Source organism: Bauldia sp., assembly GCA_037200845.1.
GTDB lineage: Bacteria > Pseudomonadota > Alphaproteobacteria > Rhizobiales > Kaistiaceae > DASZQY01.
The window spans coordinates 2788855-2801094 of record JBBCGQ010000001.1 but is presented as its reverse complement, the minus strand read 5'-3'; the positions used below and the strand labels follow the sequence as shown (position 1 = coordinate 2801094).

Sequence of the window (12240 nt, the reverse complement as noted above, 5' to 3'; positions counted from 1 at the left end):
CATGGCCCAGGTCAACGTCACCATCAGCGGCAAGACTTACCGGATGGCCTGCGACGACGGCGAGGAGGAGCACCTCACCAGCCTCGCCGAGCGGCTCAACCGGTCGGTCGAGCAGTTGCGCGCCCGCTTCGGCGAGATCGGCGACCAGCGGCTGACCGTGATGGCGGCGATCACGCTCGCCGACCAGCAGGCGGAAACCGAAAAGAAGCTCAGGCAGGCGGAGGCCGAGATTGCGGCACTGGAAGATGCCCATGCCGATCTCGTTGGCCGGCACGAAGCGGCGCAGGCTGATGTCGCGGGTTCCATCACCGCGATCGCCGACCGGCTGGAGGACATCGCCGAGCGGATCGACGCGGCCGGCGAGCGTTAGGGCGCTGGCGTGGGGGGCCCCGCAGTCCTATATGTCCAATCGGCGAAGCTGCGGGGTGCGACAGGAGAACAGTACTCCCGGGGCTTATCGATCCAAACGGGAGCTGTACCTAGCCAGGCCCGTGGGCTTGGTTACACGGCGCCCACCTACTGTGTAGGTCTCCGGGGTCGATTTCTCCACCGGCCGTTGCGGCTTCGCTCCTATCGTTGACGGCATGATCGCACCCACCACTGACATCCCCTCCAAGGCGACGCTGCGCGCTGAGGCCATGGCGCGGCGCGATACGCTGACCACCGGCGTGCGCGAAGCCGCCTCCGTCGCGATCGCGCATCGGGTGGCGCAGTTGCCGGAGATGGCGCGGGCGCGGACCATTGCTGCCTACATGCCGATCTGGAGCGAGGTCGATCCCAGGCCGATCATCGCATGGGCCTTCGAGCACGGCGCCGACGTCGTGCTGCCGGCGGTCATCGGCGGCACGGCAATGGAGTTCCGCCGCCACCGCGCCGGCGATGCGCTCGTCGCCGGCCGCTTCGGCACGATGATGCCGCACGCCGATGCCGAGGTCGTCGATCCGGATGTGGTCGTGTCGCCGATGGTCGCGTTCGACCGGCACGGGACCCGTCTCGGCCACGGACGCGGGTTCTACGATCGCGCCATCGCGCTGTTGCATGCCAAGGGCGCGCGGCCGCTGCTTGTCGGGGTCGCCTTCGCGGCGCAGGAGGTTGCGGCAATTCCGACCGAGCCGCACGACGTCCGCATGGATATCATCGTCACCGAGCGCGAGACGCTCACGTTTCGCAAAGGGTAATCAGTTGCGTCTTCTATTTCTCGGCGATCTCGTCGGCCGCTCCGGCCGCAACGCGGCGGTGGCGAAACTGCCCGGGCTCATCGCCGACCATCATCTCGACTTCGTCATCGTCAACGGCGAGAACGCCGCCGGCGGCTTCGGCATCACCGAGGAAATTTTGCGCGCCGTGCTCGATGCCGGCGCCGACGTCGTCACCACCGGAAACCACGCCTTCGACCAGCGCGAGGCGCTGCAGTTCGCGAGCCGGCAGGATCGGTTCCTGCGGCCGTTGAATTATCCGGCGGGCACGGCCGGGCGCGGCGCCGGCCTCTACATGGCGCGGAACGGGATGCGCATCCTCGTCATCAATGCGATGGGCCGCGTCTTCATGGAGCAGCTCGACGATCCCTTCACGGCGATCGATCGCGAAGTCGCCGCCGCGCCGCTCGGCGAGCAGGCGGACGCCATCGTCGTCGACTTCCACGCCGAGGCGACGAGCGAGAAGCAGGCGCTCGGGCATTTCCTCGACGGGCGCGTGACGCTGGTCGTCGGCACGCATACGCATGTGCCGACCTCGGATTATCACATCATGCGCGGCGGGACGGCGTTCCAGTCCGACACCGGTATGTGCGGTGACTACGATTCGGTCATCGGCATGAACCACGAGGAGCCGCTCCGCCGGTTTCTCGAGAAGGTGCCGGGCGAACGGTTCACGCCGGCCGACGGCGAGGCGACGCTCACCGGTATTGCCGTCGAAGTCGACGAAAGCACGGGCCTGGCAATGGCGGTCGAGCCGTTCCGCATGGGCGGGGTGCTCTCGCCGCACCTGCCGTCGTTCTGGCTGGAATAGGCCCCCTTCTGGTCTCAGGGCGGGGTTGATAAGGTCCGCCCGCGCCTGCCGGGAGACTCATGAAGCCGCCTCTGCTGTTCATTCACGGTGCCTTCACCCGGGCGAAACGTTGGGAGCCGTGGCTCGACTATTTCCGCGGGCAGGGGTTCACGTGCGCGGCGCCTTCCTTGCCGGCGCACGATCCGCCCGACATGGCGGCGCTCGCCCGCCTCACCTTCCGCGACTACGTCGATGCCATGATCGCCGCGCACGCCGCGCTCGGCGCGCCGCCGGTGATCGTCGGATCGTCGATGGGCGGACTGGTGGCGCAGCACGTTGCGGCGGAGACGAAGTCGGCCGGGCTGGTGCTTATCTCGTCGGCGCCGCCGTGGCGTGGCGGCGGCAAGCTCGCGGCCCTGCAATACGCGCTGGAATACACGCTGCCGGTCGCCGCCGGCTGGCCGCTCCGCGGCAACAAGGCGGCGGCGCGGAAGCTGGTGCTGCACGACCTGTCGCCGGAGGAGCAGGATTTCTTCCTCGCCATCTTCGCGGATGAATCGGGCAAGGCCTACCGGACGATGGTCACCGGCGGGGCGCCGGTGGCGCGGGGCGCGGTCAAATGCCCGGTACTGGTGCTGTCGGCCGAGGGCGACCGGCTGTTCAAGCCAAGCGTGGCGGAGGGAATCGCGGAGTTCTACGGCGCCCGGCATCTGGTGTTCCCCGGGGGCCATACGCTGGCTTCCGCGGCGCTGCTCAAGCCGATCGGGGATGCGATCGTGGCGTGGATCGAGGAAAGCGCGACCTAACGAGCTCCATACCTCCGCTCATCCCCGCGAAGGCGGGGATCCAGGTGCCTGAGTTTGCCCTCGGCCGGCGGATACATGCTGATCCTCCTGGGTCCCCGCCTTCGCGGGGAAAGCGGAGAGGGGCTTGGCGGGAACGCGTGTAGCGGCGGCAAAGCCGCGACTTCGTCGCCTTCCTTTCGGCCGGGCGCAATCGTATAAACCCGGCCGGTTTTTCACCCGAGGTTGGATATGGCCGGGCATTCCCAGTTCAAGAACATCATGCACCGCAAAGGTGCTGCCGACGTGCGGCGGTCGAAGCTTTTCTCGAAGCTGGCGCGCGAAATAACCGTTGCCGCGAAGCTCGGCGTGCCCGACCCGAACATGAACGCGCGCCTGCGCCTCGCCATCATCAACGCGCGCGCCGAGAACATGCCCAAGGACAACATCGAGCGCGCCATCAAGAAGGCGGCCGGCAACGACGGCGAGAATTACGAGACCATCCGCTACGAGGGCTACGGCCCGGGCGGCGTCGCGATGATCGTCGAGGCGCTCACCGACAACCGCAACCGCACCGCCGGCGCGGTGCGCTCGTACCTCAGCAAGAACGGCGGCGCGCTCGGCGAAACCGGCTCGGTCGCCTTCATGTTCGATCGGGTCGGGCAGATCGTCTACAAGCCCGAGGTCGGCAACGCCGACAAGGTGCTGGAAGCCGCGATCGAAGCCGGCGCCGACGACGTGCAAAGCACGGCCGACGGGCACACCATCACGACCGCGTTCGCCGACATGAACGAGGTGGCGAAGAAACTTGAAGCGGCGCTCGGCGAGGCGGAGACGGTCAAGGCGATCTGGCGGCCGCAGACGACCACCAGCCTCGACGAGGACAAGGCGGCCTCGATGCTGAAGCTGATCGACATCCTCGACGAGGATGACGACGTGCAGGAAGTCTACGCCAACTACGAGATCCCGGACGCGGTCTTGGCGAAGCTGACGGCGGCCTAGCCGCCCGGCTTCATCGCCTTCAGCGCATTCACCTTCATGCCGCCCGGCATGATCATGTCGCCGGGCGCCATGCCCGCGGGACAGGCGCCGACGTAGGTGGCGTTCTGCGTCATCACGGAATGCTTCGGCATCGCGGCGGGGCCGCCTTCGACGTCGGACGTGATCTTCATGGTGTAGCTCGACTGGAAGTCGCCGCTGATCACGGTGTGCGATTTCGTCTTCATGCCGCCCATGTCGCAACTGCCGTCGAAGGCGATGCCGCCGGCTTCCTGCGTCGGCGCGCTGCTGGTGCACTGGCCACCGGCCATCGCCGCCCCGGCTTGCATCAGCGACTTGTCGGTCGCGGCATCGAGGCAGAGCTGGAAGGTCACTGCCGGCACGGCCTTCGCCGTCTCGGGCACCATCTCGATCTTCCATTCGCCCGCCTTGCGGGCCGGGATGTCGATGCTCTGGGCCAGCACGGGCAAGGCCGCGCAGCACGCGGCGAGCGACAGCGCGACGGTCAACTTTCGCATTTGAGTTAACTCCTCCGAATGCCCCGCCCGGTATTCTGGCAACCTAGGCCGAACGGGATTACCGGTGTGTGATGGCGGTCACGATTCGCATTCTCGGCATCGACCCCGGCCTGCGCCGCACCGGCTGGGGCGTGGTGGCGGTAACCGGCAACACGCTGTCGTTCCTGGGATCGGGCACGGTGCGGGCGCCGCTCGACGGTGAGCTCGCGCCGCGTCTGGTCGCGCTGCATGTCGGCCTGACGGAAGTCATGGGCGCGTGGACGCCGGACGAGGCGGCGGTGGAGCAGACCTTCGTCAATCGCGACGCATCGGCGACGCTGAAGCTCGGCCAGGCGCGCGGCATCGCGATGGTCGTGCCGGCGCTGGCCGGACTGGCGGTCGCCGAATACGCGCCGAACGCGGTGAAGAAGGCGATCGTCGGCGCCGGTCACGCGGAGAAGGCGCAGATCCGCGCGATGGTGAAGGTGCTCCTGCCGCGTGCGACCTTCGACAGCGACGACGCGGCCGATGCGCTGGCGGTCGCGATCTGTCACGCGCACCATCGCCAGTGGGCGCGCACCCTCGCCAAGGCCGGTTAGCGGAATTTATAGAGGTCCGCGTCCGGATCGGCCTTGCCGGCGAGCGCGGCGGCGACGATGTCGGCCGCGATGCGGCTGTAGGTGATGCCGTTGCCGCCGAAGCCGAGGATCGCCCAGCAATTCTTCTTGCGCGGGATGGCGCCGATGAGCGGCAGGCCGGTGCCGGTGGTGCCGAACGATCCCGCCCACTGGAACTCCGGCGTCACGTCGAGGGAAGGGAACAGCCGCTGCAATTTGCGCCCGATGGCGGCGGCTTTTTTGCCGATAAGCGCATCGCGTTTCTCGTCGTCGGCGAAGTCTTCGTCCTCGCCGCCGCAGATGACGCGGCCGTCCGGCGTCGTGCGCATGTAGAGGTAAGGATCGGACGCCTCCCAGATCAGCGCCTCGCCCGGCCACAGGTTGCGGCGCTGCGGGCGCGTCGCGATGGCGAAGGTCGAGGCGATGCGGTGGCCGTCGCCGGGCACGAATTTTGGCACCTCGTAGCCGGTGGCGAAGACGACATGGCGGGCGCGGATCGTCGGCCCGGCCTTGGTCAGCGCCGTGACGCCGCCGCGGTGCGTCTCGACGTCGGTCACCTCGACCGGCGCGTATAGTTTCGCGCCGTTGGCGATGGCGGCGCGGAGGTAGCCGCCGGTGAGCCGGCGCGGGTCGAGGGTGAAGTCGCCGTGCGACAGCAGCGCGGCCGGGCGTTCGATGCCGAAGCGCGATTTCAGTTCGGCGCGGCGCAGCAGTTCGGTCTCGATGCCGATAGCGCGCCGGGCGGCGCGTTCTTTCTCCAGCCCATCGGCATCGAGCACATTGCCGGCGAGGTAGAGCGTATCGCGCCGCGCGATGTCGCACTTGATGCCAAGCTGGCGCGTGCGCGCGGAGAGCGAATGGAGTGCGAGATGCGACCGCCGCCAGGCGCGCGCGGCGTCGTCGGCGCCGATCTGGCGGGCGAGTTTGGTCAGCGGCGTGTCGATCTCGTATTCGACCAGCGCCGTGCTCGCCGGGGTCGATCCCTTCGCCGCGCCGCGCCGGTCGACGATGACGACGCGATGCTCGCCGGCCAGCGCCTCGGCGACCAGCGCGCCGGATATGCCCGCGCCGACGACCAGCACATCCGTCGCGATATCGCGCGTCAGCCGTGCCGACGGGACGCGCGGCATCGGGCGGCTTTGCCAGTAGCTGACGCCGGTGCGGAGATCGCGGTGAGGGCTGAGCATCCGGCCACAACGCACGGGGCGCGGAATCGGCTCAATATTGCCAATGTTTATGTAATGTTCTATTTCTTACTTCACGAAGTAAGAATTGGAGGCGGCTGTGCGCGTCACGTCCAAGGGACAGGTCACCATACCGAAGGCGATACGGGATCGTGCCGGCATGAGCGCCGGAAGCGAAGTCGAGTTTCGCGTTGAGGGAGATGGGATCGTCATCGAGCGGGTGCGGAGCCGCAAGCGACCGGGGATGAGCCGCGGCGACAAAGTCGTGCAGGCGCTGAAAGGCACGCGCACGCGCAATCGCGAACTGTCTACCGACGAGTTGATGAAGCTGCTGCGCGGCGATGAGTGATACGCTCGTCGATACGAACGTATTGCTTGACGTCAACGGCGAGCCGTCGGAGTGGCAGGCCTGGTCCGAGCGGCAGATCGCGGAGGCGGCCGAGGATGGCGGCCTCGTCATCAATCAGGTGATCTATTCCGAACTGGCGATCGGATACGGAGCGCGCGAAGAGCTGGAAGAGATCATAGAACGCACGCGGTTGATGCGCGAAAATCTGCCTTGGGGCGCTGCCTATATAGCCGGCCATGCGTTCGTGAATTACCGGCGGCGCGGTGGCAGCCGTGCGTTGCCGCTCCCCGATTTCTTCATCGGCGCGCACGCCGCTGTCCGCGGTTACACGCTGCTGACGCGCGACCGCGGTTACTACGCGACATATTTCCCGACGCTGAAGATCATCTCGCCCGAGACGCAGCCATGATCGGCAAGCTCAGCGGCGTCATCGACTCGTACGGCGACGATTGGGTGATCGTCGACGTCGGCGGCGTCGGCTATCAGGTGCATTGCTCGGCGCGGACGCTGCAGGCGCTGCCCGCCGCCGGCGAGCGCGCGACGCTGTCGATCGAGACGTACGTGCGCGAGGACATGATCCGGCTCTACGGCTTTTCGAGCGATCTCGAACGCGAGTGGTTCCGCCTGCTGCAGACGGTGCAGGGCGTTGGCGCCAAGGTGGCGCTCGCCGTGCTCGGCACGCTGAAGCCGGGCGACCTTGCCACGGCCATCGCGCTGCAGGACAAGGCGGCGCTGTCGCGGGCGCCGGGCGTCGGGCGCAAGGTGGCGGAGCGCATGGTGACGGAACTGCGCGACAAGGCACCGGCCTATTCCAGCGCCGATCCAATGGTGGTGCGCCTGCAGGCGGAACTCGACGACAAGCGGGCGCCGCGCCCGGTTGCCGATGCGGTGTCGGCGCTGGTCAATCTCGGCTACGCGCAGATACAGGCGAGCGCCGCGGTCGCCGCCGCGTCGCGCGCCGCCGGTGAAGCGGCGACCGCGGAGCAACTGATCAAGCTCGGGCTGAAGGAACTGGCGCGATGAGCCGCGTCGTTGCCCCCGAGGCATTGTCGGACGATGCGCGCGATACGGTGCTGCGGCCGCAGACGCTGTCCGAGTTCGTCGGGCAGGCGCAGGCGCGCGACAATCTCAAGGTGTTCATCGATGCGGCGCGCGGGCGCAACGAGGCGCTGGATCACGTCCTGTTCGTGGGGCCGCCCGGCCTCGGCAAGACGACGCTGGCGCAGATCGTGGCGCGCGAGCTCGGCGTCAATTTCCGCTCGACCTCGGGGCCGGTGATCGCCAAGGCCGGCGACCTTGCCGCGCTGCTGACGAATCTCGAGGAGCGCGACGTCCTGTTCATCGACGAGATCCACCGCCTGTCGCCGCAGGTCGAGGAGATTCTGTATCCGGCGCTGGAGGATTTTCGCCTCGACCTGATCATCGGCGAGGGGCCGGCGGCGCGCTCGGTCAAGATCGAGCTGGCGCCGTTCACGCTGGTCGGTGCGACGACGCGGCTGGGGCTGCTGACGACGCCGCTCCGCGATCGTTTCGGCATTCCGATCCGGCTCAATTTCTACGAGGTGCCCGAGCTGGAGCACATCGTGCGGCGCGGCGCCCGCATTCTCGGCGTCGAGCTCACCGCCGACGGATCGACCGAAATCGCGCGGCGCTCGCGCGGCACGCCGCGGATTGCGACGCGCCTCTTACGCCGCGTGCGCGACTTCGCTGCTGCCGCCGGCACGACCGCGATCGACGCCAAGAGCGCCGACCGCGCGCTGCAGCGGCTCGAGGTCGATGCGATGGGATTCGATGCGCTCGACCGGCGCTACATGCAGTTGATCGCGGAAAGCTTTGGCGGCGGGCCTGTCGGCATCGAGACGATCGCCGCGGCACTGTCGGAGCCGCGCGACGCGATCGAGGAGATCGTCGAACCGTTCCTGATCCAGCAGGGCTTCGTCCAGCGCACGCCGCGCGGGCGCCTGCTGACCGGCAATGCGTTCCGGCATCTCGGCCTCGAGATGCCGAAGCGCGACGCGACGGTGCAGATGCCGCTGTTCACAGAAGACGACGAGGGATGAGCGCGCCGATCGCCATCGTCGCCGCCGTCGTCCGCGATGCCGACGGCCGCGTGCTGCTGGTGCGCAAGCACGGCACCGCGGCGTTCCTGCAGCCGGGCGGCAAGCGCGAGGCGGGCGAGGGCGACATCGCGGCGCTGGCGCGGGAACTCGGCGAGGAACTCGGCTGCGGCATCGTCGCCGGCTCGGCGCGGCCGGTCGGCGCCTTCAGCGCGCCGGCGGCGAACGAAGCCGGCCGCGAGGTCGTGGCGCACGTCTACGCGGTCCGCCTCGACGGCACGCCGGTGGCGTCGGCGGAGATCGCGGAACTGGCGTGGGTCGATCCGGCCGCGCCCGGCGATCTGGTGCTGGCGCCGCTGACGCGCGACGGCATCCTGCCGGCGCTGGCCGGCGAAGGAGCGATGGCGCGATGAGCGAGTGGCCGGACCTCGCGGGGCGCATCGACAACGGCGTCCACATCCTGCCGGTGCGCATCTATTTCGAGGACACCGATTTTTCCGGCGTCGTCTATCACGGCAGCTACGTGCGCTTCCTCGAGCGTGGGCGGACCGATTTTCTGCGCGTGCTCGGCATTGGCCACGATGCGCTGGACAAGGGCGAGCACGGCGAGCCGCTCGCCTTCACCGTGCGGCGCATGACGCTCGAATTCATCAAGCCGGCGCGGATCGACGACGTCGTCGTGGTCGAGACGCGAGCGGGCGAACTGACCGGCGCACGCGGGGTGCTGGCGCAGACCATTCGTCGCGGCGCCGAGGTGCTGGTGACGGCGGAGGTGACCGTCGCGATGATTAACGCTGAGGGCAAGGCGCGGCGCTGGCCCGAATCGATCCTAAGGATGATCGCGCTTTCATCGGATTGAGCCGGCCACCGCGGGCGATTAGCGGGCAGGTGTTGCAGGGATGCTACGTATCCGCAGGCTCGCCGCTGATAGCCTACGCCACGGATTTGGCTTGGAGATTCGGTGATGCGGTTTGCTGTGTCGGCACTTTTGCTGGCTGTCGCTGTGACCCCCGCGATGGCGGGGCCGTCGAAGATCATCGGCTATGGCGACGTCGGCGCCGGCGGGCAGACGCTGAGCGACAGCAACGGCAACTGGGGTATGCCGCGGTTCGCCGGTGACGCGGCGGTCAACATCCCGATCAGCGAACGGTTCAACCTCGAGTTCGAGGCGTGGGGCGATACGCAATACGGGCAGTACTACTACTTCGGCCATGCGGCAGCCGGAACCTTCGTGCACGCCTATGCGCGCAGCGAGGCCGGCTCATTCGGTGCGTTCGGAGGCTACACGAACCTGGAGTTCGGCGGCTACGAGCACGGCGACATGTTCACCGGCGGCGTTGAGGGGCAGGGCTATTTCGGCAACCTGACGTTATACGGCCAGGTCGCCGGCCTGACCTCGAAGGGGCGGGAAAACGATATCCTCCTGACGTTCAACGGCTGGCTGGCCCGCGGCACCGCGCGCTACTTCGCCACGCCTGACACCAGACTGCAGTTCGACGCGCAGTGGATGTCGCTGTCGCTGCCCACCGGTCACGGCGACGTGCTGTCGCTGGTCGGGACTGCCGAGCACCGCTTTGCCGCGACGCCTTTCTCCGCGTTTGTCAGCGGACGCTGGGATCGGGTGAGCCACGATCCGTTCAACTTCTCGGCCGCGCAGGTGACTTTCGGTGCGCGCTTCTATTTTGGCGGCAACGCGTTCGAGAACGACCGCAGTGGCGCCACCATGGACACGTTGCCGATGCCCGCGCTGTGGCTGCGGCCGATTACCTAGCCGCATCGTCGCTCGACCGAGACCGAGGTGAACCCGGCGGTTGCCAGATGGCGATGACGTGCGGGCGCGCGCGAAGTGACAGTCGCGCTTATGCCGATGCGGGACATTTGCGACGGTCGGCCCTCCGTGATTTTCGCAATCCGATCATCGTGGTGTGAGCCGCCAGATACGCTACGGCTCTGCCCTTGCTGCCACGCATGTCGGTGGTCTCCGGTGCTATCTTTTGGCGAATCAAGCTGCAGGTGAAGCCATGCGCATCCTGTTGTCTGCCATCGCTGCAGGTGGCTTGGTATTGGCCTCTGCCGTTGCCGGCGAGGCTGCCGAGAAGATCACCGGCACCGCCGAGGTTGCCGTCGGCCAGCAGTTCCCCGATCGGACAGACTTGGGCATGCTCGCCTCCTTCGCCGGCGCGGGTGAGGTGAATATCTCGCTCTCCGAGCGTTTCAATCTTGAGTTCGAGGGACGCGCCTCGACGGTCGGGACGACCAGCCCCTATGCGCAGGCCGCGACGGTTGCGCACGCGTTCTGGCGCGATCCGCAGACTTTTGCGTTCGGGGCGTTCGGCGGCTTTGCGTCGCTCGAGATGGCGCCCCAGCGCGGCAACATGTTTCTCGGCGGCGTCGAGGGGCAGGCGTATCTCGGCAATCTCACCCTTTACGCGCAGGCCGCGGCGATAACCGCGTCGCAGAACTCGCCGGGCTCCTGGCTTCACTTCGGCGGCTATTTCGCGCGCGGTGCGGCGCGCTATTTCGTGACGCCGATGACGCGGCTTCAGTTTGACGCGCAATGGACCTCGTTCAGCAACACCGACGACTGGACCAACGCGCTGATCCTCGCGGGCACCGTCGAGCACCAGTTCGCCGCGACGCCGTTCGCCGGCTTCGCCAACGTTCGCTGGGATCATCTGGAGCACGGCGGCAACCGGCCGCTCACCGCGACCGCGGTCACGTTCGGCATCCGCGCCTACTTCGGTGCCGGCTCGACACTCGACAACGACCGCAACGGCGCGACGATGGACGTGCTGCCGATGCCGATCCTGCTGGGGCTGAACTTCGGCTAGCCGCGGTTCCTCCGTAAATTAACCCATCGTTAACCCCGCAAGCCCTACGAATCCTTGGCGTTTCCGAGGGTCGCCGGGGTGCCTGCGCCCTCATTTGGTCAAATTGAACGGCAACAAAGCCGGCGCAAAAGCGTAGCCCAGCCAAAGACTTGCCAGGTCGCCTGTTGCGCCGTATGCCGCCTTCGGGGCGAGCGACACCGAAGCTAGGGGCGGGACTTGTGATGAACGACGCGGTGACGAATGTCGTTCTGGCGCCGCCGAGCGCCGACTTTTCGCTGCTGGCGCTCTTCTATCAATCGCACATCGTCGTGAAGTGCGTGATCATCGGGCTGCTGCTGGCCTCGGTGTGGAGCTGGGCGATCATCGTCGACAAGACCTTCCTCTACCGGCGCGTCCGCAAGTCGATGGACCGCTTCGAGAAGGTGTTCTGGTCGGGCCAGTCGCTCGAGGAACTCTACCGCTCGCTCTCCGGCCGCACGCCGACCGCGATGGCCTCGGTTTTCGTCGCCGCGATGCGCGAGTGGAAGCGCAGCTTCGAGGCGGGCGCGCGCTCTCCGGTCGGCCTGCAGACGCGCATCGACAAGGTGCTCGACGTTACCATCGACCGCGAGACGGAGCGGCTGGAGCGGCGCTTGCTGTTCCTGGCGACGGTCGGATCGGCGGCGCCGTTCATCGGCCTGTTCGGCACGGTGTGGGGCATCATGTCGTCGTTTCAGGCGATCGCGGCCTCCAAGAACACCGCGCTCGCCGTCGTGGCGCCGGGCATCGCCGAGGCGCTGCTCGCGACCGCGCTCGGCCTGCTCGCCGCCATTCCGGCGGTCATTGCCTACAACAAGCTGTCCAACGATTCCGGCAAGATCAGCCAGCGGCTGGAAGGCTTCGCCGACGAGTTCTCGGCGATCCTGTCGCGCCAGGTCGATGAGCGGGTGAGCTAGGCG

General features: G+C 67.6%; 17 protein-coding genes and 1 other RNA gene. 16 read left to right on the top strand and 2 right to left on the bottom strand.

Annotated elements, in window-relative coordinates; genetic code table 11:
- Position 1: 1 nt before the first annotated feature.
- From zapA to WDM94_13945, 6 genes are all read left to right on the top strand, one after another.
- Complete coding sequence (gene zapA / locus WDM94_13970) at positions 2-370, top strand: cell division protein ZapA (GenBank protein ID MEJ0013693.1); 369 nt, start codon at positions 2-4, stop codon at positions 368-370.
- Positions 371-412: 42 nt separating this feature from the next.
- Positions 413-569: non-coding RNA, 6S RNA (gene ssrS, locus WDM94_13965), on the top strand.
- Between the two features lie 15 nt (positions 570-584).
- Positions 585-1178, top strand: coding sequence for a 5-formyltetrahydrofolate cyclo-ligase (locus WDM94_13960; GenBank protein MEJ0013692.1), 594 nt, complete (start codon positions 585-587; stop codon positions 1176-1178).
- A 4-nt stretch (positions 1179-1182) separates the two neighbouring features.
- Positions 1183-2007, top strand: a complete 825-nt coding sequence (locus WDM94_13955; protein MEJ0013691.1) for a TIGR00282 family metallophosphoesterase — start codon at positions 1183-1185, stop codon at positions 2005-2007.
- A gap of 59 nt (positions 2008-2066) precedes the next feature.
- Complete coding sequence (locus tag WDM94_13950; GenBank protein ID MEJ0013690.1) at positions 2067-2792, top strand: alpha/beta fold hydrolase; 726 nt, start codon at positions 2067-2069, stop codon at positions 2790-2792.
- Positions 2793-3020: 228 nt separating this feature from the next.
- Positions 3021-3770 carry a YebC/PmpR family DNA-binding transcriptional regulator gene (locus WDM94_13945; protein ID MEJ0013689.1) on the top strand — a complete coding sequence of 250 codons (750 nt, stop codon included), beginning with the start codon at positions 3021-3023 and terminating at the stop codon, positions 3768-3770.
- On the opposite strand, the gene WDM94_13940 is transcribed toward WDM94_13945, so the two are convergent.
- Positions 3767-4285 carry a DUF3617 family protein gene (locus tag WDM94_13940; GenBank protein MEJ0013688.1) on the bottom strand — a complete coding sequence of 173 codons (519 nt, stop codon included), beginning with the start codon at positions 4283-4285 and terminating at the stop codon, positions 3767-3769. The genes WDM94_13945 and WDM94_13940 overlap by 4 nt on opposite strands.
- 71 nt (positions 4286-4356) lie before the next feature.
- Here WDM94_13940 and ruvC point away from each other — a divergent pair, with 71 nt between their 5' ends.
- Positions 4357-4863 carry a crossover junction endodeoxyribonuclease RuvC gene (gene ruvC, locus WDM94_13935; protein ID MEJ0013687.1) on the top strand — a complete coding sequence of 169 codons (507 nt, stop codon included), beginning with the start codon at positions 4357-4359 and terminating at the stop codon, positions 4861-4863.
- Here the strand turns inward: ruvC and WDM94_13930 are convergent.
- Positions 4860-6068, bottom strand: a complete 1209-nt coding sequence (locus WDM94_13930; GenBank protein MEJ0013686.1) for an FAD-dependent oxidoreductase — start codon at positions 6066-6068, stop codon at positions 4860-4862. The two genes, ruvC and WDM94_13930, sit on opposite strands and share 4 nt — an antisense overlap.
- Before the next feature lie 97 nt (positions 6069-6165).
- On the opposite strand from WDM94_13930, the gene WDM94_13925 reads away from it, so the two are divergent.
- The 9 genes from WDM94_13925 (at position 6166) to tolQ (ending at position 12237) form a co-directional block, all read left to right on the top strand.
- On the top strand, positions 6166-6414 hold the full coding sequence (locus WDM94_13925; GenBank protein ID MEJ0013685.1) for an AbrB/MazE/SpoVT family DNA-binding domain-containing protein: 249 nt from the start codon (positions 6166-6168) through the stop codon (positions 6412-6414).
- A complete protein-coding gene (locus WDM94_13920) occupies positions 6407-6823 on the top strand; it encodes a type II toxin-antitoxin system VapC family toxin (protein MEJ0013684.1) in 417 nt (138 codons plus the stop codon). Before WDM94_13925 ends, WDM94_13920 begins: the two co-directional genes overlap by 8 nt.
- Complete coding sequence (gene ruvA / locus WDM94_13915) at positions 6820-7437, top strand: Holliday junction branch migration protein RuvA (GenBank protein MEJ0013683.1); 618 nt, start codon at positions 6820-6822, stop codon at positions 7435-7437. Before WDM94_13920 ends, ruvA begins: the two co-directional genes overlap by 4 nt.
- A complete protein-coding gene (gene ruvB, locus WDM94_13910) occupies positions 7434-8474 on the top strand; it encodes a Holliday junction branch migration DNA helicase RuvB (GenBank protein MEJ0013682.1) in 1041 nt (346 codons plus the stop codon). Before ruvA ends, ruvB begins: the two co-directional genes overlap by 4 nt.
- Positions 8471-8884 carry an NUDIX domain-containing protein gene (locus WDM94_13905; protein ID MEJ0013681.1) on the top strand — a complete coding sequence of 138 codons (414 nt, stop codon included), beginning with the start codon at positions 8471-8473 and terminating at the stop codon, positions 8882-8884. Before ruvB ends, WDM94_13905 begins: the two co-directional genes overlap by 4 nt.
- The gene (locus WDM94_13900) at positions 8881-9330 is read left to right on the top strand and encodes a YbgC/FadM family acyl-CoA thioesterase (GenBank protein ID MEJ0013680.1); all 450 of its coding nucleotides are present in this window, start codon (positions 8881-8883) and stop codon (positions 9328-9330) included. The genes WDM94_13905 and WDM94_13900 overlap by 4 nt, the downstream gene beginning before the upstream one ends.
- Before the next feature lie 105 nt (positions 9331-9435).
- Positions 9436-10242 carry a hypothetical protein gene (locus WDM94_13895; protein MEJ0013679.1) on the top strand — a complete coding sequence of 269 codons (807 nt, stop codon included), beginning with the start codon at positions 9436-9438 and terminating at the stop codon, positions 10240-10242.
- A gap of 292 nt (positions 10243-10534) precedes the next feature.
- Positions 10535-11302 (top strand): hypothetical protein, encoded by a 768-nt coding sequence (locus WDM94_13890; protein ID MEJ0013678.1) that lies wholly within the window; start codon positions 10535-10537, stop codon positions 11300-11302.
- 233 nt (positions 11303-11535) lie between these two features.
- On the top strand, positions 11536-12237 hold the full coding sequence (tolQ, locus tag WDM94_13885) for a protein TolQ (protein MEJ0013677.1): 702 nt from the start codon (positions 11536-11538) through the stop codon (positions 12235-12237).
- Positions 12238-12240: the final 3 nt, after the last annotated feature.